Annotated in this window: 24 protein-coding genes; 19 read left to right on the plus strand and 5 right to left on the minus strand. The window is 67.0% G+C overall.

Going from position 1 to position 24,045, the window contains the following annotated elements; genetic code table 11:
- Window positions 1–4: 4 nt before the first annotated feature.
- The 7 genes from ACYVKL_RS02060 (at window position 5) to ACYVKL_RS02090 (ending at window position 7,292) form a co-directional block, all read left to right on the plus strand.
- Window positions 5–424 (plus strand): Zn-ribbon domain-containing OB-fold protein, encoded by a 420-nt coding sequence (locus ACYVKL_RS02060; protein ID WP_379170562.1) that lies wholly within the window; start codon window positions 5–7, stop codon window positions 422–424.
- A gap of 105 nt (window positions 425–529) precedes the next feature.
- Window positions 530–1,912: a DUF2252 domain-containing protein gene (locus tag ACYVKL_RS02065; protein ID WP_379170564.1), complete on the plus strand. Its 1,383-nt coding sequence runs from the start codon at window positions 530–532 to the stop codon at window positions 1,910–1,912.
- A gap of 88 nt (window positions 1,913–2,000) precedes the next feature.
- Entirely contained in the window at window positions 2,001–3,104 is a 1,104-nt protein-coding gene (locus tag ACYVKL_RS02070; protein WP_379170566.1) for a baeRF11 domain-containing protein, read from the plus strand.
- 381 nt (window positions 3,105–3,485) lie between these two features.
- Window positions 3,486–4,226 (plus strand): response regulator transcription factor, encoded by a 741-nt coding sequence (locus ACYVKL_RS02075; RefSeq protein WP_379170568.1) that lies wholly within the window; start codon window positions 3,486–3,488, stop codon window positions 4,224–4,226.
- On the plus strand, window positions 4,204–5,793 hold the full coding sequence (locus tag ACYVKL_RS02080; RefSeq protein WP_379170570.1) for an ATP-binding protein: 1,590 nt from the start codon (window positions 4,204–4,206) through the stop codon (window positions 5,791–5,793). Before ACYVKL_RS02075 ends, ACYVKL_RS02080 begins: the two co-directional genes overlap by 23 nt.
- A 736-nt stretch (window positions 5,794–6,529) precedes the next feature.
- Window positions 6,530–6,850 (plus strand): helix-turn-helix domain-containing protein, encoded by a 321-nt coding sequence (locus ACYVKL_RS02085; protein ID WP_379170572.1) that lies wholly within the window; start codon window positions 6,530–6,532, stop codon window positions 6,848–6,850.
- The gene (locus ACYVKL_RS02090) at window positions 6,819–7,292 is read left to right on the plus strand and encodes an IclR family transcriptional regulator domain-containing protein (protein ID WP_460770960.1); all 474 of its coding nucleotides are present in this window, start codon (window positions 6,819–6,821) and stop codon (window positions 7,290–7,292) included. The genes ACYVKL_RS02085 and ACYVKL_RS02090 overlap by 32 nt, the downstream gene beginning before the upstream one ends.
- A gap of 47 nt (window positions 7,293–7,339) precedes the next feature.
- On the opposite strand, the gene ACYVKL_RS02095 is transcribed toward ACYVKL_RS02090, so the two are convergent.
- Window positions 7,340–7,963 carry a carbonic anhydrase gene (locus ACYVKL_RS02095; protein ID WP_246597542.1) on the minus strand — a complete coding sequence of 208 codons (624 nt, stop codon included), beginning with the start codon at window positions 7,961–7,963 and terminating at the stop codon, window positions 7,340–7,342.
- A gap of 223 nt (window positions 7,964–8,186) precedes the next feature.
- Here ACYVKL_RS02095 and ACYVKL_RS02100 point away from each other — a divergent pair, with 223 nt between their 5' ends.
- From ACYVKL_RS02100 to ACYVKL_RS02115, 4 genes are all read left to right on the plus strand, one after another.
- Window positions 8,187–8,468: a hypothetical protein gene (locus tag ACYVKL_RS02100; protein ID WP_379170574.1), complete on the plus strand. Its 282-nt coding sequence runs from the start codon at window positions 8,187–8,189 to the stop codon at window positions 8,466–8,468.
- A gap of 460 nt (window positions 8,469–8,928) precedes the next feature.
- Entirely contained in the window at window positions 8,929–10,248 is a 1,320-nt protein-coding gene (locus ACYVKL_RS02105; RefSeq protein WP_379170576.1) for a GH25 family lysozyme, read from the plus strand.
- Window positions 10,249–10,409: 161 nt separating this feature from the next.
- Window positions 10,410–11,645: a lipase family protein gene (locus ACYVKL_RS02110; protein WP_379170578.1), complete on the plus strand. Its 1,236-nt coding sequence runs from the start codon at window positions 10,410–10,412 to the stop codon at window positions 11,643–11,645.
- Window positions 11,646–11,724: 79 nt separating this feature from the next.
- A complete protein-coding gene (locus tag ACYVKL_RS02115; RefSeq protein WP_379170580.1) occupies window positions 11,725–12,381 on the plus strand; it encodes a hypothetical protein in 657 nt (218 codons plus the stop codon).
- A gap of 25 nt (window positions 12,382–12,406) precedes the next feature.
- Here the strand turns inward: ACYVKL_RS02115 and ACYVKL_RS02120 are convergent, their stop codons facing one another.
- From ACYVKL_RS02120 to ACYVKL_RS02130, 3 genes are all read right to left on the minus strand, one after another.
- Window positions 12,407–13,312 carry a LysR family transcriptional regulator gene (locus tag ACYVKL_RS02120; RefSeq protein WP_379170581.1) on the minus strand — a complete coding sequence of 302 codons (906 nt, stop codon included), beginning with the start codon at window positions 13,310–13,312 and terminating at the stop codon, window positions 12,407–12,409.
- Between the two features lie 15 nt (window positions 13,313–13,327).
- The gene (locus ACYVKL_RS02125; protein WP_379170583.1) at window positions 13,328–14,044 is read right to left on the minus strand and encodes a TetR/AcrR family transcriptional regulator; all 717 of its coding nucleotides are present in this window, start codon (window positions 14,042–14,044) and stop codon (window positions 13,328–13,330) included.
- Between the two features lie 110 nt (window positions 14,045–14,154).
- Window positions 14,155–15,378 carry an oxygenase MpaB family protein gene (locus ACYVKL_RS02130; protein WP_379170585.1) on the minus strand — a complete coding sequence of 408 codons (1,224 nt, stop codon included), beginning with the start codon at window positions 15,376–15,378 and terminating at the stop codon, window positions 14,155–14,157.
- Between the two features lie 263 nt (window positions 15,379–15,641).
- Between ACYVKL_RS02130 and ACYVKL_RS02135 the strand changes: the two genes are divergently transcribed.
- The 3 genes from ACYVKL_RS02135 to ACYVKL_RS02145 all read left to right on the plus strand — a co-directional run bounded on the left by ACYVKL_RS02135 (window position 15,642) and on the right by ACYVKL_RS02145 (window position 17,080).
- A complete protein-coding gene (locus tag ACYVKL_RS02135; protein WP_379170586.1) occupies window positions 15,642–16,028 on the plus strand; it encodes a hypothetical protein in 387 nt (128 codons plus the stop codon).
- Between the two features lie 50 nt (window positions 16,029–16,078).
- The gene (locus tag ACYVKL_RS02140) at window positions 16,079–16,471 is read left to right on the plus strand and encodes a nitroreductase/quinone reductase family protein (protein WP_379170588.1); all 393 of its coding nucleotides are present in this window, start codon (window positions 16,079–16,081) and stop codon (window positions 16,469–16,471) included.
- A gap of 96 nt (window positions 16,472–16,567) precedes the next feature.
- A complete protein-coding gene (locus tag ACYVKL_RS02145; protein ID WP_379170590.1) occupies window positions 16,568–17,080 on the plus strand; it encodes a hypothetical protein in 513 nt (170 codons plus the stop codon).
- On the opposite strand, the gene ACYVKL_RS02150 is transcribed toward ACYVKL_RS02145, so the two are convergent.
- Window positions 17,061–18,365 carry a family 1 glycosylhydrolase gene (locus tag ACYVKL_RS02150; protein WP_379170592.1) on the minus strand — a complete coding sequence of 435 codons (1,305 nt, stop codon included), beginning with the start codon at window positions 18,363–18,365 and terminating at the stop codon, window positions 17,061–17,063. The genes ACYVKL_RS02145 and ACYVKL_RS02150 overlap by 20 nt on opposite strands.
- Before the next feature lie 114 nt (window positions 18,366–18,479).
- On the opposite strand from ACYVKL_RS02150, the gene ACYVKL_RS02155 reads away from it, so the two are divergent.
- From ACYVKL_RS02155 to ACYVKL_RS02175, 5 genes are all read left to right on the plus strand, one after another.
- Window positions 18,480–18,845 (plus strand): BlaI/MecI/CopY family transcriptional regulator, encoded by a 366-nt coding sequence (locus tag ACYVKL_RS02155; protein ID WP_379170594.1) that lies wholly within the window; start codon window positions 18,480–18,482, stop codon window positions 18,843–18,845.
- On the plus strand, window positions 18,842–19,780 hold the full coding sequence (locus tag ACYVKL_RS02160; protein ID WP_379170596.1) for a M56 family metallopeptidase: 939 nt from the start codon (window positions 18,842–18,844) through the stop codon (window positions 19,778–19,780). Before ACYVKL_RS02155 ends, ACYVKL_RS02160 begins: the two co-directional genes overlap by 4 nt.
- 43 nt (window positions 19,781–19,823) lie before the next feature.
- Window positions 19,824–21,755: a peptidase gene (locus tag ACYVKL_RS02165; RefSeq protein WP_379170598.1), complete on the plus strand. Its 1,932-nt coding sequence runs from the start codon at window positions 19,824–19,826 to the stop codon at window positions 21,753–21,755.
- Between the two features lie 133 nt (window positions 21,756–21,888).
- Complete coding sequence (locus tag ACYVKL_RS02170) at window positions 21,889–22,755, plus strand: alpha/beta fold hydrolase (RefSeq protein ID WP_379170600.1); 867 nt, start codon at window positions 21,889–21,891, stop codon at window positions 22,753–22,755.
- A 136-nt stretch (window positions 22,756–22,891) separates the two neighbouring features.
- On the plus strand, window positions 22,892–24,040 hold the full coding sequence (locus ACYVKL_RS02175; RefSeq protein WP_379170602.1) for an AI-2E family transporter: 1,149 nt from the start codon (window positions 22,892–22,894) through the stop codon (window positions 24,038–24,040).
- Window positions 24,041–24,045 lie beyond the last annotated feature (5 nt).

A 24,045-nucleotide genomic window follows, 5' to 3' on the forward strand; every position in this document is an offset into this window, starting at 1 on the left:
TCCCATGTTCGACCACAAGCTGGAGAACCCACGAGACGTCAGCGACCCCACCGTGCGCCACGGCGGTCCGATCTTGATGATTCGGCGTTGCACCGACTGTGCGACTTTGGTCGGGCCGCTGACCAACGCCTGCTCATCGTGCCGAGCCACGACGCTGGACTGGGTCCCCTCCTCGGGCGCGGGCTCGATCGTGTCGTGGAAGGAGGCGGGCTACCGATCGAACACCGGGACGTGGGAGCCCTCGACGGTCGCCATTGTCGAACTCGACGACGGCCCCTTGCTCTACTCCATGATCGACAGCGAGCTCCCGCCACTATCGGACCAGCCGATCCGTGTCCGATACGAACCCGACCCGCCCGAGGACAGATTCCCGGTTTTCGTCATCGACACCACCGATTCTGCTCGAGCGAGACCGTCTCGGTGATCGTCAGGTGCACGTAATCGGTTCGGTATGGGCCTACCCTGGGGACCCTTGACGCAGCGTGTCCTGCGGGAAGTTCCCCGGGCACCCGAGGCAGGGAGTCCGCCGATGACCGATGAACTCAACTCCCCACTGACGCCGCGCGCAAGCATCATCCGGCCGGAACGCAGTGGGCGAGGGCGGGATTCCCGCAAGATCGTGCCGCGGTCGGCGTTGGGTGAGTGGAACCCGGAAGCGCGCGGCCATGACGCGCTGACCACGGTCCTCGCACAGAACGACCTGCGCGCCCCCGATCTGGTGCCGATCCGGATCGCGCGAATGGCGGCCTCGCCGTGGACCTACTACCGCGGAGCCGCGGCTGTGATGGCCGCGGACCTGGCCTCGCGGCCACACACCGGCATCGAGGTGCAGATGTGCGGGGATGCGCACGTCCTCAACTTCGGCATGTGGGCCTCGCCCGAAAGAAACCTGGTCTTCGATCTGCGCGATTTCGACGAAACTCTGCCGGGCCCGTTCGAGTGGGATCTGCTGCGACTGGTCACCTCGCTCGTGGTGCTCGCGAGAGACAATGCCGTGTCCGAGGACCGGGCGGCCGCCGCGGTGGCCGCGACATCGGCGAGCTACCGGGCCGCCATGGCCGACTACGCGCGTACCCCGGAGATCGACATCTGGTACGAGCGGGTCGATGCGGAGGACTTCCTGGGCTATTTCGGCCCTCGCGCACAACAGTCGGCACGCAAGGTGATCGAACGCGGTACCCGCAAACGGACCAGCCGGGGCGCGTTCGCCAAGTTCACCGAGATCCGCGACGGTCGCCGGTGCATTACCGAACAGCCACCGTTCCGGGTGGCCGTCGGCTCGGATCAGCGCCGCCTGGTCGCCGAGATCGTGCACGACTATGCCGAGTCGGTGCCCGATCACATCTGGTCATTGTTGACTCGGTACCGGGTCGTCGATGTGGCGCGGCAAGTGGTGGGCGTCGGTAGCGTCGGCATGCGGGTCTATCTGGCGTTGCTCGAGGAACGACGCACTGGCGATCCGTTCTTCCTCCAGGTCAAGCAGGCGGGTCGATCGGTGTACGAGGACTTCCTTCCTCCGAGCCGGTACCCCAACGGCGGATCTCGGGTGGCACACGGTCAGCGGATGCTGCAGTCGACGACCGACAAGTTCCTGGGCTGGACCCGTGTCGACGGCCTGGACTTCTACGTACGCCAGTTCCGCGACATGAAGATCACCGCCGACACGGCGCTGGTCGCGCCCCAGCTGGAACAGTTCGCGACCGCTTGCGCACGAGTCCTGGCTCGAGCGCACGCTCGATCCGGCGACGCGACGATGATCGCGGACTACCTCGGCCGCACCGCACGGACCGACGCCGCGCTCGTCGCCTTCGCCACCTCCTATGCTGACCAAAATGCCCGGGACCACGCCCAACTCACCGAAGCAATCGCCATGGGCACAGTCGAAGCCCACGAAGCGGGCTGGGCGGGATGAAGCCCCGGGTAGCAATCGCGAGGCTACTATCGAGTGCGGTTCGTGCTGATACCCGAAAACCGGCGATGACGATTTCGTGGAGGCGAGCATGCTGCACACCGATATCCCCACGCACGGCGAAATCCTGGCCCTGACGACCGTATCCGAACCGTGGTGCGTCTCCATCTACACACCGACCGAGGTGGACACGCCTACGCCGGACAAGAATCGAGTGGCCATCGAGAACCAGGTAAAACAGGCGCTCGACCGCGTGGAGGACAAGAACGCACGCACCGCATTGTCGGAGGCGTTCGCCGATCTCCTCGATGACGAGGACTACTGGCGCTATCAGTCGCGCACCTTGGCGGTGCACGCTACTCCCGAGCAACTGATCACCCATCGGGTGCCGAACCGGCTGGAGGCGAGCACCACCGTCGGCGATCGGTTCAATATCAAGCCGCTGCTGCGCGCCGTGACGTTCCCGCAGTCGGCCTTCGTGCTGGCGCTGTCGGAGAACGCGGTGCGCCTGGTGGAGGTCACCGCGGATCGACCGGCCCAGGACGCGCAGGTGCCCGGCCTCCCCGCAAGCTTGACCGAGTACCTGGCACTGCCCCCGCTGGGCCGCAGCCCGCACGGCCGCCTACAGGGCAGCGAGGGCCGCAAGGTACGGGTCCGCCAGTACTGCCGCGCGGTCGATCTCGCACTGCGAAATGTGCTGACCGGCTTGGATATTCCGCTGATTCTGGCCGCTACCGAGCCGACCGCCGGGCTGTTCCGTTCGGTGAGCAGCTATCCCCAGCTGCTGACCGAGGGCATCTCCGGCAACCCGGAGCGTTTGACCGACGCCGAACTCGCCGAACAGGCCCGGACCCTGCTCGACCAGCATTACGCGACCGAATTGGCCGAGCTTCGCACCGAATTCGAGAACCGCCGCAGCGACGGTCGCGGCATCCTCGACCTCTCCGATATCGCCCGTGCCGCAACCTACGGCATCGTGCACGTGCTGTTCGTGGACATCGACGCGCATGTGCCCGGCCGACTCGCCGACGACGGCTCGATCACCCAGGTGCCGGCGCGTGACGACAACGGCCCGGGCGTCCTCGACGAGATCGCGCGCCGCACACTGCTTTCCAACGGCCGCGTACTCGCGGTCCGCTCCGAAGACATCCCCGACGGCGCGCACGCGGCAGCTATCCTCCGCTACACGCCATAGCACCTGAAGACAGTCCCTGGTGTTACAGCTTCCGATCAGCTGGCGGCAGTCGCACTGCCCGTCGTCACGATGATCCACAGCGCCAGCCAGGGACTGGCCGGCTGGACGCCGTCAGATGTCGGTGAAATCCAGCGGCCGATTCGCGCGGGGTTTGGATGTGTCACTCGAAACTCCTGTCGTGCTGCTTATTTCAATGTCGGCACGAACCGTAGAGTCGCCGCATTTGTCCACCATGGGCGTGAAATAGGTCCCGGCTGTGAACGCTTCGCGGTGGGCGCGATTCTCACCCAGTCTTCGAAGAAGCTCCTGATTCACAGCGGGCACACAGGCAAGACATAGCTAGGGGTGAGCCACAGGATCGACACTCTTTCGATGCCTCCGATGACCACTCGAAACGGCCCGATCGAACGGGCGATCATGCGACGTGCCGATGGCAGTGCGATCAGTGTTTTGGTTGTCGATGACGAACCGGCGCTGGCCGAGCTGATGTCGATGGCGTTGCGGCTGGAGGGGTGGGAGGTCGCTACGGCCGGCAGCGGCGGTACGGCTGTGACCGTTGCGCGGGAAGTGCGGCCGGATGTGGTCGTGCTCGATGTGATGTTGCCGGATATGAGTGGGCTCGAGGTGCTCGGGAGATTGCGGCGGCATTGTCCTGAGTTGCCTGTGCTGCTGTTGACGGCGAAGGACACCGTTGAGGATCGGATTGCCGGGTTCACCGCGGGGGGCGACGACTACGTGACCAAGCCGTTCAGTATCGAGGAGGTGATGTTGCGGTTGCGGGCGCTGTTGCGGCGGACCGGGGTTACCGAGGCCGATAGCGGGGCGCAGATTGTGGTTGGGGATTTGGTGCTCGACGAGGACAGTCATGAGGTTGCGCGTGGGGGTGAGCCGATTGTGTTGACTTCCACGGAGTTCGAATTGCTGAGGTTCTTCATGCGGAACCCGAAGCGGGTGCTGAGTAAGGCACAGATTTTGGATCGGGTTTGGAGTTATGACTTCGGTGGGCGGTCGAACATTGTGGAGCTGTATGTGTCCTACCTTCGTAAGAAGATCGACAGCAATCGCGAGCCGATGATTCACACCCTGCGTGGAGCCGGTTATGTCCTCAAGCCCGCCGGCTGAGCGTCGGGGACGCGCGTGGTCGCTGCGGACCCGGCTGTTGCTCGGGCAGATCGTGCTGCTCGTGGTCGTGGTCGTGGGTACCGGGGCGGCGACAGAGCTGGCGCTGCAACAGTTTCTGGTCCATCAGCTCGATACCGGGCTCATCGATATCGAGCATCGTGCCCTCGTCGACAGCGGCGGCGGGCCCAGCCTCGGCCCGCGGCCGCAAGGCCCGGGCAGCACGGGCGCGCCGCAACTCCCACCACCTGAACCGGTCGGCACCGGCGCGCCGCAGCCGCCACCGCTCGAGCCGCGCGGCGCCGGCCCCGGGCCCGATTTCATCGACCGCCGTGGGATTCAGCCCGACACGATCGGCGCACTCGTAGCCGGCGGGCGGGCCGTCTCCGCCGGTAAGGTCGGGGCCGACGGCACCCGGTCCGCGCTTTCAGAAGCGGCGAAACACCAACTCGCCGAGCTTGGTTCGGGACGGACGGTGACTCTGGACCTCGATGGACAGGGTCGCTATCGGATCACGACGGAGTCCACTTGGGATGATGAGGTGGTCGTCATCGGATTGCCGCTGGCCTCGGTGGACGCCATCCTCATGCGCGTGCTGCTGATCCTGCTGATCGTCACCGCGGTGGTGTTGGTCGTGGCGGTGACGGTGGGGATCTGGTTGATCCGGCGGGCGCTCGCACCGCTGAACCGGGTCGCGGCCACCGCCGCGACCGTCGCCGATCTGCGGCTGGATCGCGGCGAAGTGGCGCTCCAGGTGAGGGTTCCGAGCTCCGATGCCGATGTCCGGACCGAGGTGGGACAGCTGGGTGCGGCCATCAATCAGATGCTCGATCACATCACCGCCGCGCTGTCGGCGCGGCATGCCAGCGAGACTCGGGTCCGTCAATTCCTCGCCGACGCCAGCCATGAATTACGCACCCCGTTGACCGCGATTCGCGGATATGCCGAACTGGCGCAACGCAATCGGAGCGAGGTGCCGCCCGCCGTGGCCAACGCCATGGGGCGGGTGGAATCGGAGTCGCTCCGCATGACCGATCTGGTCGAAGACATGCTGTTGCTGGCGCGGCTGGACTCCGGGCGCGGGCTCGAACATGCTCCGGTCGATCTGACACAGCTCACCGTGGATGCGGTCAGCGACGCGCATATCGCCGGGCCGGAACATCATTGGGATCTGGAGTTGCCCGATGAGCCGGTGATCGTCACCGGGGATGCGGCACGCCTCCACCAGGTGCTGGCCAACCTGCTCGCCAACGCCCGCACCCATACCGCGTCCGGTACGACCGTGGTCACCGCCCTGGACACCGACGCGTGCGGCGGTGCGGTGTGGCGCGTGGTCGATAACGGGCCGGGCATCCCGGCGCAATTCCAGCCCGAGATCTTCGAACGGTTCGCTCGCGGCGATTCCTCGCGCTCACGACGGGCAGGAAGTACAGGCTTGGGCCTTGCGATCGTTGCCGCGGTCGTCGAAACACACGGCGGGCAGATCACCGTCGAGAGTGTGCCCGGCCATACCGAATTCACTGTGCGCCTTCCCGGTATGTCCGGCAACGACGCCGACGAAACCGGGTAACCCGGCACGACGGATCGGCCCGATGCGAAACACGATCGCATCGGGCCGGATCTCATCGAGCTACTGGCCGGGGCACTGCGGCGGCTGACCTTCCGGCGGCTGGCCTTGGGGAGGCTGACCTTGCGGCGGCTGGCCCTGCGGCGGTTGCCCCTGGGGCGGCTGGCCCTGCTGATCGCCGGGCGGCGGCGGACACTGCTGCCCCGCAACCGGATTCACCGGGAAACCAGGCGCCGGGTCGGCGCCGGCAACGCCGACACCCACGCCGAGGAGTCCGACCGCAACCGCCGTGGCGGCGACCACCCTAACAACCTTCGGGTACACCATGTCGTTGTTCCTCCTGTCGTCGGATCCGCATCCGAGAGCACCCGCCCGCCTCTCGGGCCGGTACAGGAATCCTTGCGCCGCCGCATATGTCGCTGATTGGCGCGAGTTAGGAGCACGCTGTGAGAGGCCATCATCCGCAACCTTGCAATCAAGGAAAGCCGTCTGGCGGTGCGACAGGCACCGATTGCAGAATGCAGGTGGCCCGAGACGCTCCGAAGCCTCCGTCATCGCAACGCTGGAGCGTCGTCCCCTCGCGGGCCGTGCGTGCCGACCGAGAGCCATCCTCCCCTTGCCGGCATCTCGGCGGCACGCACACCCCCGCAGCTTTCGCAGACCTACACAGCCGGCACATAAGTTGCGGACAGCTGAGGGATAGAACCGTCGACCACACTGGTCAATCGTCCAGGTCGGGATGGTTCCCGCACGCCCAATTCAGGTGAAAGAAGTGGCTGTGGCTCGATTCTCCAACGGCGAAACCGTCCTCTCCCGTGTGATCAGACTGGTGGAGGCCGTCGCCGACAATGACTTCCCGCTGTCCGTCTCGGAACTGTCCCAACGCACCGGGCTGCCGTTGCCAACCGTCTCGCGCACCGTATCCGAACTGGTAGAACGTGAGTGGTTGCGCCGCGATATGACTCGGCGCGTCGACATCGGGCCTCGCGTCTGGGAGCTGGCGAACCGCAGAGCCCCCCTTCCACGATCTGCGCGCCCTCGCGATCCCGTACATGAATAGGCTCAGCGCGCAGGTCGGTCGAAACGTGGGCCTGTCCGTCCGGCAACAGCGCGAAGTCCTGTGCATCGAAAGGGTGTCGGCGCCCGGCGTCTTCTCGGCCGTGCCCCGATCGGCCGAGCGACTTCCATTGCACAGGTCCGCGGCCGGACTGGTGCTGCTCGCGTATGCGCCGAATACGGTGCAGCGAGCGATGTTTTCGAGCCCCTGCATCCGCGCGCACAACCCGGCACGGTCCCCGCCACCCGACCTCTCCGCGAACAGCTCGACGAGATCCGGAGGCGGGGCGTTGCCCACTACAGCGACTCAACGGATCCGAACACGATCTCGGTTCCGATCCGGTCGGATACCCGCACCGTGGTCGCGGCCCTTTCCACCATGCCGCCGGCCGACGGCAGAGATCCGAGCAATGTGTATGCGCTGGCGCGAATTACAGCGCACCTGATCGAACGTGCCTTGTCGGCCGCGGGCGCGGTGGCGGAAGGCAATGCCTCAGGCGAGCTCGCCGATGTCCCCGACCACGCGGCGCAGCTGAGCACGGCCGTCGTCGAGGCGGTAGGTGACCGACGCGATCGCCAGTTTGCCGTCGGCCACCGCGCGGGCGATGAGCTGTGAGTGCTCCATCAGCAGGTGGCTGGTTTCGGCGACGTGCCGGGCTTCCAGGTCGTCGACGGAGGTCAGGCCTTCGCGGCGGCCCAGCAGGATCGACGGGGAGACCCGTTCGACGAGGCTGCGGATGAAGCCGCCGGGGACCGCGCCGCCGTCGAGGGCGTCGATGGTCGCCTTGACCGCGCCGCAGCTGTCGTGGCCGAGCACCACGATCAGTGGCACGTTCAGCACCTCGACGCCGTACTCGATCGACCCGAGCACCGAGCTGTCGATGACGTGGCCCGCGGTGCGCACCACGAACATGTCGCCGAGGCCCTGGTCGAAGATGATCTCGGCGGCCACGCGCGAATCGCCGCATCCGAACAGGATCGCGGTGGGGTGCTGGCCGGAGACCAGCTTCGCGCGGTTGACCGCGTCCTGGCTGGGATGTTGCTGCCGACCGGCGACGAAGCGGTCATTTCCGTCACGCAGGGACTTCCAGGCACTGATGGGATTCGAGTTCGGCATACCTTCGATTCTGCACAACCGCGCATATCCGGCAAATCGGTCGGCCGGATGTCCACTCACCGGACGGTCAGGACACAGCTGTTCCGGCCGGTCGAACCGACGGGCAACGGGGTAAGCGAGCCGTCAGCGCTACTTTCGAGCTTTTCGACGTTTCGCCATCGGCGGAGAACTACGCTACGTGGCGTTTTACTGATTTTCTTTACCCACTGAAGACGAGATGCATATGACGAATAGCGATTGGACCTCCACCCTCACCTCCGGCGCCGGTGGCGTGACCACTGAAGAGGCCGGTCAGGTGGAGGGCGACATAACAATCCGGACATTGTGGTCTGGAGTCAGCAAGCGAGCACTGGTCACGGTCCGCGCGGCCGACGGCGATGACTGGTACACCGTGTCCGGCGGCCCCGTCGAGGCGACAACCGAGGAAGCCGGCGAGGCCGTCCACGACGCGACCGTCGCCGCGGCCCGGCAAGGCGGTGGCGCGAAGGTTTCCCCGCTGGATTGATGCGCGACAGCGCGCACGCACCGGCGCTGAACAACGAATGATCGGCTGGCGTGGGCACCACAACCTACCCACGTCAGCCGACGGCCTGCCCCCTACTTGCATACGGGTAGCTGTGGCCGACGACGACCGAGAACGACGCGAAGACGGGCAGGTAGCCGACTACTTGCCCCGACACCGGCGTCGCCGGTCTCGCGGTCCCCTTCGACGGCTGCGGCCTCCTGACCTGCCCGAGGGCATCGGCGTGGTTCCGCCGAAACGCACGTAGTAGAACACTCGATACACCGCCGAATCGCGATGCGACCCTTGATTTCTCACAGCAAATCACCAGCGTGGGGAAGTAGTGACGCACACGCGCCGAGGATTACCGGCACTGCGAAGACGCGGCGCCCGGGGGCGAAAAGCTTTGTGCCCGTTGTAGCTTGTTGCCTTTCTCACCAGCATCAGCATGGAGGAGAAGGTCATGGCCATTCAACAATTTCCGGGTGTCATACTCGGCCCGCTGGGCACAAGGATGGTGAAGTTTCTCGAAACCTATCCGAGAGCCGACGAGCTGCGGATCACCAGTGGCATGGACGGCGATCACGGACTCCAATCGCACCACTACGGTCTGTCCTACCAGGGCTCGCCCACCGCGGCCATCGATATCGGCTGCGACCTGGACGACGTCAAGATGCGGGACTTCGCCAAATGGATGTACGACAACTACTCGAACTACACGGTCGAACTCATCCATTCCACGCCTTTCGCCGACGACGACGGCTTCTATGTCAAGAACCAACAACAATTCCCCGGCGGCGGACCCTACGGCGGCCCCGCCGCCATCGGTCACTACGACCACACCCACTGGGCGACCTCGGCCGATCTGATGACGCAACTGGAACAGCTCGCCGGCGGATCCGCACCCGCCCGCGTCCACCCGGAGGTCACGGGATCGCCCGTCGCCGCCGTCACCACCGGTGTCGCCAACACGGCTCCCGTCTGGGGATGGGACGCCTCCGACTTCGACTTCAACCGCGGCCCCATGAACATGGTCGCCGCCCAACGTGACGGCATCTCGTTCTTCATCTACAAGGCCAGCGAAGGCAGCGACTGGCAATCCCAGCACTATCAGACCATCCTCGAACGGGGGCGCGACGCCGGAATTCCGGTCCTCGGTAGCTACCACTTCCTGTGGCCCGATGACATCCAATCGCAGATCGAATTCTGGGTCAGCTGCGTCGACGAACAAACGCCGTGGTGGAAAGACCGGCCGTGGATCTGGCAGATCGACGCCGAGCAGTCCCCCAATGCCCCACGCCCGCCCAGCGCCGACGAAGTCCTGCAAGCGGTGCAACTCATCCAACAGCACCTCGCCGACCGTGGAGCCCCCGGCTACGTCATCGGATACACCCCCTACTGGATGTACGGCGATACGCTCACCGGCGATTACGACATCTGGGCGAGCAATTACAACGGGTCCGGCCCGCCCCGACCCTTCCGGGATCAATACCAGGGCGTCGGTGACCATGCCGTCGGCTGGAACGTCATGTCCGGACGCAAACCCAGCATCCTGCAATTCGCGTCCGACGGCGTCGTCGGTGACCAAGAGACCTGCTGTGTCGACAAATTCGACGGCGACCTCTACGACCTGATCCGTAAATGCGGACGCGAACCCCAGCAAGCCATCAGCGTCACCCCGGCGATGCCGGTCGCACTCCCCAAACCGAAGCAACGGCGGCGACGGGTCACACCACCGATCCTGGTCCCGAACTCCAACATGGCCCACGCCCCGGTCGGATAGCGAGGATCAGCACACCGGACGGCAGCCGGCGGCGATCGCCATCGGCTGCCGTCGTCGTCGGCCTGGACAATCCGGGCGCGCGACACACCGCTCACGTCCCCCTGACCAGGCTTTACACCGGATACAGTCGCCCCGATGCGGGAGACACCGTGAGGCGCCCAATGACAAGCGGCTTCATGAAGAAGGCCGCGCGGCACGCCCTGATCGTCGGCGTGCTGGTTCTAGCGTTCAGTACCGCGGTCTCCCAGGCCGCCGCGGCGCCGCCCCCGGCGGCGCCCGACCCCGACCCGTTCTACACCGCGCCCGCCGACCTCGGCGGCCACACGAATGGGGATCCGCTCGCCTGGCGCAGCGTGAACCTGTTCGGTTTGTCGACGCGGCTTCCACTCAATTCCTGGCAAATCCAATACCTGACAACGGATTCCGAGGGCAAGCCGGTCACCACGATCGCTACCGTCGTCGAACCCAGCGCCCCCTGGCGGGGCCCCGGTTCCCGTCCGCTGCTGGCCTACGCCAGCGCCGAGGACAGCCTCACCACCGCTTGCGCCCCCTCCGCCACTCTGCGCGGCCCCCTCAACCTGAGCAGCCAGACGACCTTGGATTTGCCGTTCCTGTTGGGGCCGTTGATGTTCGGCTGGGCGCTGGTCATTCCCGACTACGAGGGCCCGCAGTCCCGGTTCCTCGACGGTGTGATGTCCGGCCGCGCCCTGCTCGACGGTATCCGCGCCGCGCGCCGCTTCCCGTCCACCGGTCTGGCCAACAGCCCCACGGGGGTTTGGGGCTATTCCGGCGGCGCTTTCGCGGCCCTGTGGGCGGGACAGCTGCACGCCCAATACGCACCGGAACTGCCGCTGACCGGGATCGCCGCGGGTGGGATACCGGCCGATATCCCCGCCATCGCCAATGCGGCCGACGGCGGCCCGAAAGCGGCTCTGGCCCTGTTGATCACGGCGGCACTGATCCGGAACGAACCACGCGCCAACATCGAGGGCCTGCTCAACAAGCGCAGCACCGCCATGCTCGCGGACGTCACCAAGCGCTGCGGCACCGGCCTGTTGTCGACCTACGCGGGGACACATGTCGGCGACTATTCCGTCGCAGCCGACCTGTTCGCGCACCCGACGATCCTGGCGGCCGCACGCCGGCAGGAGTTGGGCTCCATCACCCCGGACGTACCGCTGTATCTGTACCACAGCAACGCCGACGAAATGATTCCCTCCGCCGGGGTGCACGCCTTGATCAATCGCTACTGCAGCATCGGATCGACTCTCACCCAGCGCTTTTCATCGATCCCGGGCCACAGCGGCGCCGCCACCGTCGAAGCCTTGGGCGCCCTGCGCTACCTCGGCGACCGTTTCGCCGGCCCGCCCACGCCAGGCTGCGCCGCCACGTCGTGAACCTGGTCGCCGCAGGGTGGTTCGACAGAAGCATCGTGCTGCCGGCAAGTTGCCGTTGGCGATCCTGCTGGTGATGTTCGTGAGCACCTTCGTATTCATCCGGATCAGCGTGCGGATGATCCGGGCGGGCGTGTCCTGGTGGCCCGGGAACATCACCCCGGGCGGAAAGCACATCCACCACATGGTCTTCGGGGTCGTCTTCATGATCGCGGCGGGGTTCGGCGCCTTCAGCCCGATCGGTGACCTGCACCCCTGGCTCGAGATCTTCGCGGGCCTGTTCGGCGCCGGCGCGGCGCTGGTGCTCGACGAGTTCGCCCTGATCCTCGACCTGCGGGATGTCTACTGGTCGGAGCAGGGGCGGGTGTCGGTGGACGCCGTCGTGGTGGGCGCCTCGGTGTGCGGGCTGATGCTGCTCGGCGCCACACCCCTCGGCATCACCGATGTCTTCACCGGCTGGCCGTATCTCGTCGCGGTGGTCCTGATCAACGGCGCGCTCGCGATCGTGACGATGACCAAGGGCAAGGTGTGGACCGGCATGGCGGCGCTGTTCGTTCCGACGCTCGGCATCGTGGGCGCGATCCGCCTGGCCCGGCCCCAATCCCCCTGGGCACGTTGGCGATACCCGCCCGAGTCGAGCAAGGCGATCCGGGCCGCGCGTCGCGACCAGCACGAGCGCTGGATCGACAAGCTCCGCGCCCACGTCTACAACGCGATCGCGGGCCGACCCAGCAATTGACTCGGCCAGGCCGCCCGTCTCCGGCCTATCCGGCGGCGGCGATGGCGGCCAGGTCTCGGATGAGGTCGGTTTCGCCGCCTCGACGCCAGATCAGGGCCCAGCGGGCGGGTGGGGCGTCCGGCATCGGGATGTAGGTGACGTCGGGGCGGGCGTAGTGGATGGCGGCGTGGGCGTGGACGGGGGTGATGGCCTTGCCCGCCGCGACGAGCATGATCGCGTCCTGGAAGTTGTCGGCGTGGACGACGCGGCGGATGGTGCGGCCACTGGGGGTGGTGAACGGGGTGATCGCGCTCTGCCAGTAGTCGGGTGGTTGGCGAGCGGGGTCGGTGCCCGCGCCGAAGACGCCGTAGTCGGCGAGGTCTTCGTAGGTGGCCGATTCCCGGTCCGCCAGTGGGTGATCCGCGCCGACGAGGAGCATGAACGGTTCCTCGTAGAGGGTGGGGCCGACGGTCAGGTCGGGTTCCTCGATGGGCAGCCAGCTGACCAGGACGTCGATCTCGTCGGCGCGCAGCGCTCCGAAGGGGTTGCCGAAGTGGACGTGCTCGATGTGGATGCTGCAGTTCGGGTGCTGGGCTTCGAAGATCTTCAGCAGCGGCCGGATCTCGGCGAGGCTGCTGCTGGTCACCCCGATCCGCAGCAGGCCGTCCTCACCGTGCCGGGCGGCGCGCGCCGCCCGGCCCAGGCCGGCGCGCAGATCGCGGTAGGTGATGTGCAGGTCCTCGGCGAGCCGCCGCCCGATCGGGGTGAGCGCGACATTGCGGCTGGAGCGCTCGAAAAGCTTTCCGCCGACCTGGGTTTCGATCTTCCGGATCACCTGACTGACCCGGGCCTGCGAAATGTAGAGCCGTTCCGCGGTGCGGCCGAAATGCAGTTCGTCGGACAGCGTCAAGAAGATCTCGATGTCGCGCAGTTCGATATCGCGCGGATCCATACCGTGGTCCATCGATCAGGCATCCGGGGCGGTGCGGCCGGCGCCCGGCGGGTCGAGCATGGGGAGCAGGAACTGCCGGGCGATCGCCGCGAGCTGTTCGTCATCGTCGAGGTCGACGACCTGGCTCGGAATCGCCAGGAAGGAAGCGCAGATTCGGACCATCAGCTCGGCGACCAGCTCGACCCGCAGGTCCGCGGAGATGGTGCCCGCGCGCTGCTCCTGGCCCAGTTGCCGGGCCACGAATTCGCGGACCATGGCGACCGCCCGGCCGCCGTCTCCCACCAGCGAACTCACGAAGTAGTCCGGTTCGGCGGTGATCAGCGCGCCGATCAGCGGATTGCCCCGCAAGGCGCGCAGCGAACTCACGAATCCGACGACGACGCGCTCCCCCACATCGGCGGCCGCGGCGATGTCGACCAGGAAAGTATCGAAGTACCGGCGGAATTCCCGCAGGATGACGCGTTCGACGAGCTCTTCCTTGGTGCTGAAGCGCCGGTAGACGGTGATCCGGGAGACGCCCGCGGTGCGGGCCACGTCCTCCATCGTCGAACGCTGCACACCCCAGCGGCGGAATTGTTCGTCGGCCGCGTCGAGGATGCGGGTCCGCATGCCGTCGTCGTCATCGACCTGTTCGACGGCCTGCAGGTAGGCGCGTTCGATCAGCGATGGGCCGAGCGGGAGCTCCTTCGCGCGCGGCGCGGGTTCCACGGCGTCCTCCTGATCGCGTTTCACGTCTCCACATCGTTGCCGATACGCGGATACGTTAGCTGTTTCCTCGAGTCCGGAGGTGGTGGGGACGGCGAGCCGGCAACGCGCTCGCCGTCCCCGCGCCGGTGGGCGAATCAGCGGTTGGTGAGCGGGATTTCGATGCTCAACGGCATCCGCAGCTCGGACATGTACCAGAGCACGAACTGCCGCAGGAACTCGTCGAACATCCAGTAGGGGGCGTCGACCACCGGCGCCACCGCCAGCACGCCCTCCCGGACCGCCACGTACGGCCCCCACGCGACCTCGAGCAGCGGGCTCCACACTGGCTCCCGGGGGATGGTGAGCCAGTCGGCGACCTTGTCTCCCATGATGAATCGGGTGAACGCGCCCAGGATGCCGCGGCTCAACAGGGTCAGGTCGAGGTCCGCGCCCAGGTTGAGCAGCTGATCGGCCAGGTCGTGACCCTCCGCGGTGGGGGCCAGGATCGGGTCGAGTTGCTGTGCCGCCTGGGCGTTGGCCTGATCCCAGGTCGAGGGGATGTACTCGTCGCGGATGCCGAGCAGGTGCGCGGCCAACTGCCAACTGTGCAGGTAGCCATCGGATTCCGCGGCGGGGATGGGCAGCTTCCACGCGGTGAGGGTGCGCATGATGGTGGTGGCCAGGCTGTGCCAGGTGACCATCAGGTCGTCCTGGCTGATCGGGGTGACGTCCGCGGGCCAGTGCGGCGACTGCGGCAGCAGGTGCCGCACGGAGGCGTGGATGATCCGGGTCTTGACGCAGGTGACGATCATTTCGCCGCCGTCGCCGTAGGCGTTGACCGCGCCGATGTCGTAGCCGAACTTCGCGGTCTTGGCGATGCGTTCCTTCAGATGTGAGCCGCCGCGCGAGTAGTACACCGCGCGCGCCTCGTGCGGAATGACCGTGGACATCATGCCGCTGGCGAAGGCGTAGAGCACACCCAGATAGGTGCCGCGCTTCTTGGTGAATTCGAAGGAACTGGCCAGCCTGCCCTGGTCGGCCCACGACGGCAGTCGGCGTGCGTCTTCGATGAAGTCCGCCAACCCTTTCGGCAGGCCGGCGGGCAGGGCCTGGTCGTTGTAGACCCAGGTCGCCAGCAGCCGGTTGATCTGCGGCACGTCGGCGTGCTGGATGACATCGGCCAGTACGGAGTCGGCGTCGGGGTCGTAGATGGTCATCGGGTCGGCGCCGCCGCCGACTCCGACCACCGAGTCGGCCGGCGACCACTTCCACGGTTCGGCTCGCGCGGTGCGCGCGGTCAGTGCCATCGCACCGGCGACGCCCAGCAAGCCGGTACCTGTTCTCAATGCGTCGCGTCTGCTCAGACGGTGTGCATCCATGCCGATGTCCTCTGCACTTGGCGTGATACACAGACACACACTTTGTATCCGTGTATCTTGATGAGACCACACCGTGACGCCAGTCACAACAGGATTGGCCCGGATTTCCCGATCGAAGGATCAGCCGATGAACCCGTACGTCGTCATCCAGAACCTGCTCAACCATCTCGACCTGGGTTCGGCCGGAAGCAGCGGCCCGGTTGCCGCCGCACCGATATCATGAGCTGAGCACGTTATCTCTCCCGCCAAGGAGGACAACGCTGATGGACAGTTCCGATTCGGGCTCCTACCCCATCAAGGCGCAGAAATCTCGCCGGCGCCGCAGCAGACAACTCACCGTGATTTGCGCGGTCGCGATAGCGATGACCTACATCTTCTACAGCTGGCTGTTCGGCAGCATCCTGTGGGTGTTCACCGGCCCCGATTCGGTGTGGATCCCCCGCAGTTACGGCGGCGTCGGCCAGCGCTACGAAACGCAGAAACTCGCCGACGATTTCACCTACCAATGCGACGGCGACTCATCGTCCCTGCCGTTCCCCGGCGTGTCCTATTGCCGGCAACTATCCGCCGACGCCACCTCGACGATTGTCACCTGGTACAACGGCGACAGATACATTTTCAACAACCAAGACCCGTTGGGGAGTTTCTGATGACCCGACCGGAAACTCCTCGACGCACCAACTCGAGGTAGCGTCAGGACATGGCGAACCGGCGCGATATCCAACACGCAGTGGTGACCGAATTCCAACGCCGGGTGGGCAATCCGATCCTCGGCCGCCTGCCCATCCAGACCCTGCTGGAAACCACGGGCCGGGTCAGCGGCCAACCCCGCATCACCCCGATCGGCGGCCGCCGCACCGGGAACTCCTTCTGGTTGGTCTCCGAATTCGGCACCCGCTCCCAATACGTTCGAAACATCGAGGCCGACAACCGAGTTCGGCTGCGCCTCCGCGGCCGCTGGCTCACCGGCACCGCACACCTCATGCCCGACGACGACCCGATCGCCCGCCTCCGTTCCCTCCCCCGAGCCAACAGCACCGCCGTCCGACTCGTCGGCACCGACCTCCTGTCCATCCGCATCGACCTGGATTGACCGCTCCAGCGGGCACGAATGTCGCAGCTGCCTAGACTCTTTCGGTGAGGGCGCGGGCCACGACCCGCCGCCCGACCGGTAGTGACGGGGGTAGTTGTGGCAGCGGAGTGGTTGGCGGTCGTCGGGACGTTGGGTGGTGCCGTGGTGGGGGCGACGACCACCTTGGTCATCGATGCGACGCGGGCGCGTCGGGAGAAGGCGCAGCGGTTCGGGGATACGCGGCGTGAGATCTACGTGAAGTATTTGACGGCGTTGGTGCAGACCGATACGGCTATGCAGGCGTTGGGGTTACACGGGGCCACGCCGTTGGAGCGGGAGGCCGTAACCGCGGCGTTTCGGTCGTATTCGCTGGTGGCAGTGGGGTATGAGGTGGATCTGGTGGCGTCCAGGGCGGTTCGGGAGGATGCGGCCGATGCTTATCGGAGGCTGCGGGAGATCCGGGAGGCGCTGATCGAGACGCAGCTGACCGTGGGGCGGGGGCCCGCGGGGTCACCGGAGTGGCATGCGGTGCACGCGCCGTTCCTGCGGGCGCTGGATCGGCTGCGGCACACCATGCGGCACGAGTTGAACGTCCACGATGGGGCCTGGGTCAGCGACCCGGCGCAGTGACCGGGAACAGGCAGCTCGAGGGTAGGTCCTGGATGGAACACAGGGCCGGGGCGCGGGTGGGCAGGTAGCCGGCGGGGACGCCGCCCGACAGGGCGATGTCACGGTAGGCCGGAACAGCGGGTGTGGGGCGGCGGGACAGGCTGGAGTCGGTGGTGACGTCGACGGTGTAGAGGCCGAAACGGGGTGCGTAGCTGCCCCATTCGTAGTTGTCGGTGATGCTCCAGTAGTTGTAGCCGATGACGTCCATGCCGTCGGCTTTCGCGCGCTGCACCCAGTAGACGGTGTCGCGAAGATTGTCGGCGCGGGTCATGCCGTCGGTGGTGGCCGAGCCGCCGTAGGTGGGCATGCCGTTCTCGACGATGTAGAGGGGGCGGCCGGGGAATCGATGGGCGTATCGGCGCAGCGCATAATAGATGCCGTCGGGTTCCAGGATCAGCGGTGACGGCTGATCGGTGAGCTGCGCGAGCACATTCGGTGGATTGCTGAGCGATCCGCCGTAGTAGTAGTCGATGCCGATGTAATCGACCTTGTCCGCGATCCGGTCGATGAACGAGGTGTCGGCCTGGTCCGCGCCGACGTCGGTGAAGGCGATATTGCTGGTGACCAGCGCGCCGCCCTGCCGCGCGTGGATGTGGTCGTAGATCGCGCGGTGCGCGGCGACCATCCGGTCGATCATCGGCACCACATCGCCGGCGCCGATGTCACCGATCTCCTGCTCTTTTCCCACATAGGCGAGCGGCTCGTTGAACGTGACCCACAGTGGATCGGCGCCGGCGTAGCGGTCCACCACCGCACGGGCATTGGTCAGCCAGTCCTCGACCATGCCGGGATTGCGCCAGCCGCCGCGGTCGAGGGCCCACCCCGGGAACACCCAGTGGTCGAGGGTGATCATCGGCCGCATCCCGGCGGCGCGAATGCGCGCAATCATATTGTCGTAGAACGAGAAATCCCACGCGCCCGGATTCGGCTGCACGCGCGCCCATTCCACGCTCACGCGATAGACGCCGACACCGAGGTCGGCCGCATTCTGAATGTCCTCACCGTAGCGATGCAGGAAATCGACGGAGTTCAGATAGCTCTCGGCCCGGCCGGATCCGGCATATCGCCTCCAATTGCTGTCCGGCGCAAAGCCTTCACTCTGGAATCCCGAACTGGACACGCCCCAGAAGAAATTCCCGCCCACCGGCGGCAATCCCGGATCGGCGACCACCTTGCCGGGTATGACGACCGCACACCACGCGGCCAGAACGACACTCACGAGCGAGAACAGCACACGATGTCCCACCGCATCGAGAGTACCTGTCGGAGAGACGGTTCCGTGGCATTCCCGCACAGGACGGGTATCGGCCCGCGAAAACTATGAAGAATAGTAGATTTGTCGGGCGAACCGAGGAGGGTGATGAAAGGACTGGGCGCACTCGAGAGCCGGGTGATGACCGTGCTCTGGGACAGCGCGGACACGCTGTCGGTGCACGATGTGGTCGAGCGGCTCAGCGACGACCAGCGGGTGCCCGCGTACACCACGGTGCTGACGGTCCTGACGCACCTGTGGGAGAAGAAGTGGGTGCTGCGCGAGAAGGTCGGGCGCTCCTACCGTTACCGGCCCAGCCGCACCCGCGCCGAGGCGACCACCGACCTGCTGCGCGAGATCCTCGACGCCAGCCCCGACGCGCCGGCCGTGCTGCTGCACCTGGCCCGCACCGCCAGCGCCCACGAGATCGAGGCGCTGCGGCAGGGCATTTCCGACGAGCGGCACCGCCGGTGATCCTGATCGCGGCCCTGCTGGTGGCGGCCGTCGCGGTCGCGGTGGGCGCGCCGGCGGCGTTGTCGCGCATCGATTTCGCCGCCGCCCCGAGTATCGGGATCGCGGCCTGGCTGGGCGCGTTCGCCGCCACGCTCGGGTATGTCGCACTGGCGTTGATCGCACTGGCGTGGCCGGGCTATCCCCCGGGCGAGTCCTTCGCGGGCAGCGCGCTCGCCTGCCTGGGCGCGATCGAGCCGATCGTCGTCACCTGGACGGCGGGCTTCATCGCCCCGGTGACCGCGATCGGCCTGACGGCGCCGACGGGGCAGCTGGCCCGGATCGCCATCGGGCATCGCGGACGCGGAGCGGCCCTGCGCCGCAAGCACAACGAACTGGTCGAGGTACTGGGCCGCGCCGATGCCGCCCACGCGAACTTGGTGTGGCTCGAGCACCCGGCGCCGCTGGCCTACAGCGTCGCGGGCCGCGGCGGCTACGTGGTGGTCACCGATGGGCTGGCCCACTGCCTGACCGACGCGCAGCGGCAGGCGGTGCTCGCTCACGAGCACGCGCATCTGCGTGCCCGCCATCACCAGATCCTCGGTGTCTGCCAGGTTTTCGCGCGCGCGTTTCCGTGGATTCCGGTGTTCGCCGCCGCGCCGGCCGCGATGGCGTCGCTGGTGGAGCTCGCCGCCGACCGCGCGGCCGGCGACCCGCGTGCGCTGGCCGCCGCGCTGCGCATCGTGGCGGCCCGCACCACCTCCACGACCACGGCGCTGGGCCTGGTCGACGAGTCGCTGGCGTTGCGGCTGGAATGTCTGTGCGCCCCACCGCGATCCCGGGCGGCCGCCCGCCGCCGGGCGACGCTCGGGGTGCTGGCGACGATGCTGCTCGCGCCCGCCGCCTCGATCATCGCGATCGGCGCGAGTGCCGCGGTCGCCTACGTGCTCACGATCTGAGATTCGCACGCCAAAAACTATGTTGCATAGTATTTTCGTCGGCGTGAAGTACCTCCCAGCCCTCGCCACTGTCCTGCTGGCCGCAGGAGCGGTCGGGCCCGGCGCCGGATTCGCCGCCGCGGACCCGGCCCCCGATCCAGGCCGGACCCGCTACTCGCTGGTCGACGGCTGCTACCGAATCGACACTCCCGCAGGACCATTGGCGCAGGCCGCCGGGCCGTACCGGATGCACGCGACCGCACTCGGCGAATACCTGCTCTACGGCCGAAACAAGGAAGTCCTCGACGCCTCGGCGGGCGCGATCCACCCCGCGCAGACCCCGTCGGTCACCGCGGTCTGGAAGGTGGACGGTTCCGGCGCAGGCGGATTCACCCTCACCAACGCCGCGACCAAGACCAGCACGTCCGCCACCTTCGTCCCCGACACCGGCTGCGCAGTCTTCCCCGAAGCACAGGACGGCGCCACCGGCACCCCGGGCCCGAGCGTGGGCCCGGACGGTTCGATCGTCGGCACCATCGACGCGCACGTGCACGTCTCGGCCTACGAGTTCCTGGGCGGCGACTTCCATTGCGGCAGACCGTGGCATCCCTACGGTGTGACCTACGCGCTGCCCGACTGCGGGTCCTACCGCACCGGAACCAACGGCCTGGTCGCCGATTTCCTGGACTACGGTGGCGCCCGGCAGTCCGACCCGGCCGGCTGGCCCAGCTTCCGCGACTGGCCCGAACCGTCCAAGCTCAGCACCGAAGGCACCTATTGGACCAGCATTCAGCGCAGCTGGAAGGCGGGTCTGCGGGTGATGACCGTGGACCTGGTCGACAACGAGTCGCTGTGCATGATGATGACCGATCGCCGGAACCCCTGTACCGATATGACTTCGGTGCGCACCCAGGCGGCCGACATGCGCGCGCTGCAGGACTACATCGACGCGCAGGCCGGTGGCCCGGGCCGGGGTTTCTTCCGGATCGTCACCGACCCCGCCGAGGCGCGCCGGGTCGCGGCGTCGGGCAAGCTCGCCGTCGTCCTCGGCATGGAACTGTCGGATCCCATGGGCTGCGGCGTGTTCCTCGGCCAGCCCAAGTGCGGCACCGCCGATGTCGACCGCTGGCTGACCGAGTTGCGTGCGCTCGGGGTGAGCAGCTTCTTCCCGGTCCACAAGTTCGACAATGCCTTCGGCGGCACCAAGATGGACTCCAACACCACGGGTCTGCTGGTGAACGCCGGAAACTTCGTACAGACCGGCACGTTCTGGAATGTGCAGCCCTGCACCGGTCCCGGCCACGACAACCCGCAGCCCTCGGTGCCGATCGCCGGTGACCTCAACCAGCTCCTCGGCAAGGTCACCGGCCCGCTGCTGGGCGGCGTGCCGCTCCCCCTGTACCCGGCCGGAACCCAGTGCAACGCGCGCGGATTGACCGAGCTGGGCAAGTACCTGATCAACAAGATGATCGACCAGGGCTTCCTCATCGAGGTCGATCACATGAGCGAGGCCACCGCGGACTCGGTCATGTCCATCATCGAGCAGCGCCACTATCCCGGCGTGCTGTCCTCGCACGGCTGGGATTCCGACCGCACCCTCGAACGCGTCTATGCCGTGGGCGGTTTCGCCACCCCGTACGCGGGCGGCCCGGCCGGATTCGTGGCCTCCTGGCAGAAGGCGCGCGGGATGCACCGCCCCGGCGGCGATTTCGGCTACGGCTTCGGCTCGGACATGAACGGCCTCGGCCCCCAGGGCGGACCCGCGGGACCGGGCATCGTGCGGTACCCCTTCACCTCCCACGACGGCGCGGTCACCTTCGACCGGGAGCGTTGGGGCGACCGCACTTTCGACCTCGGCACCGACGGCACCGCGACCTACGGCGCCTACGCCGACTGGCTCGAGGCGGTCCGGGTTCTCGGCGGCCCGGAGATCATGACCGATGTCTTCCACGGTGCGGAGGTCTATTTGCGGCTGTGGTCGCAAGTCAGGCCGTGAGCCCGGCCGCGGTGTGACGGCGATCTCACACTCGAATTCGGTGAGCACGGGAACATGCGCAGTCTTTATAACCTTCTAAGTGTCAACAACCGGTTAGAAAGACTGATCGGGACGTAAACGGAAGGCCGAGAACATGACTGCCGTGCGCCACCACACCATCGAGGTCCAGGGCCTGCCCGTCTTCTACCGGGAGGCGGGCGATCCCACCCGGCCCACCCTGGTCCTGCTGCACGGATTCCCCAGCAGCTCGGCCATGTTCGCGACCCTGATGCACGACCTGGGCGACGACTTCCACCTCATCGCCCCCGACCACATCGGCTTCGGCCGCTCGGCCATGCCGCAGGCCGGCGAATTCGACTACAGCTTCGACAAACTCACCGAGATCACCGAGGGCCTGCTCGACGCCCTGGGCATCGATCGATTCACCCTCTACATCCACGACTACGGGGCTCCCATCGGACTGCGGATCGCCGCGGCGCATCCCGAGCGCGTCACCGCGATCATCACCCAGAGCGGCAATGCCTACCTCGAGGGCTTCACCCCGTTCTGGGACATCCTCTTCGCGCACGCAAAGGACCGCGCTGCCAACGAGCCCGCGGTTCGACAGCTGCTCGAGGCCGACGCCACTCGATGGCAGCACCTGCACGGCGTGCCCGACGACCGCAAGGCCCTGGTCAACCCCGATGGCTGGACCCTGGACCAGGCCTACCTGGATCGCCCGGGCAACAAGGAGATTCAGCTCCAGCTGTTCTGGGACTACCAGTTCAACCTGGACGGCTATCCGGCCTTCCAGAAATACTTCGCCGAGCATCGCCCGCCGGTCCTGATCACCTGGGGCGAACACGACGAGATCTTCGGCGCGGACGGCGCTCGCGCCTACCTGCGCGACCTGCCCGACGCCGAACTCCACCTGCTCGACGCCGGCCATTTCGCCCTCGAAACCCACGGCCCCGAGATCGCCGCCCTGATCCGGGAGTTCCTCGCCCGCACGGGGTCCTGATCGACAGCGGTATCGGCCCGCTGGATCGGGCCGGTACGGAAACCTCGCGGCGCAGAACTCCGCACCGCCGGTTTTCGGTCGGCAACACGCGGGGCCGGGCCGGGCCGGCGGGGTCGGTCGCCGTTAGGTTGGCGGGGTGCCCGCTGACACGACCGACGCCGGGGACGGCGAGACGACAACCGAGGACAACGGTGACGCCGGAATCCGGCCCGATGCGTTGGTCGCCTCGGTGATTCCGGCCTGGCTGCCGCGCGCCTACCTGCTCGCGGCCGCCACGGTCGCGGGCATCGTGGTGACCTTCTGGGCGCTGACCCGCCTGCAGGGGCTGCTGACGGTGCTGGTGGTGTCGCTGTTCCTGGCGTTCGCGATCGAGCCCGCCGTGAACTGGCTGGCCGCGCGCGGCTGGAAGCGCGGCGCGGCGACCGGTGCGGTATTCGCGATCGTCACCGTGGTGCTGGTCGGATTCGTCTGGACCATGGGCGAATTGGTGGTCAACCAGGTGTCCTCGCTGATCGGGAACCTGCCGCACGACATCCAGAGCGTGGTCACCTGGATCAACGACACCTTCCACACCGAGCTCTCGGTCACCGACATCACCGACCGCACCTCGGAGATCAGTTCGAAACTCCAAGCCTGGGCGCTGGATCTGGCCGACGACGTGTGGGGCATCGGCACCACCGCGCTGGGCGTGCTGTTCCAGGGGCTGGGCGTGTTGTTGTTCACCTTCTACTTCGCCGCCGACGGACCCCGGTTCCGCAACGCGGTGTGCTCGCTGCTGCCGCCGCAACGGCAGCTGCACGTGTTGCGCGCCTGGGATATCGCGGTCGAGAAAACCGGTGGCTACCTCTATTCGCGGGCTCTGCTCGCGGCCTGCTCGGCATTGGCGCACTACGCGGCGATGCGGGTGCTGGGGATCCCGTCGGCGTTCGCGCTGGCGTTGTGGGTGGGCGTGGTGTCGCAGTTCATTCCGACCGTCGGCACCTATCTCGCCGGGGCCCTGCCGGTGGTGGTGGCGCTGGCGCACAATCCGCGGTCCGCCCTGTGGATTCTCGGATTCATCGTCGTGTACCAGCAATTCGAGAACTACGTGCTGCAGCCGCGCATCACCGCGACGACGCTGGACATGCATCCCGCGGTCGCCTTCGGCGCGGTGCTGGCGGGTGCGGCCCTGTTCGGCGCGACCGGCGCACTGCTGGCGATCCCGGTGACGGCCACCGCGCAGGCCTTCCTGTCGGCCTATGTGCGCCGCTACGACGTGCAGACACCGCCCGAGGCGTCGAAGTAGCCCAT

Source organism: Nocardia tengchongensis (assembly GCF_054781395.1).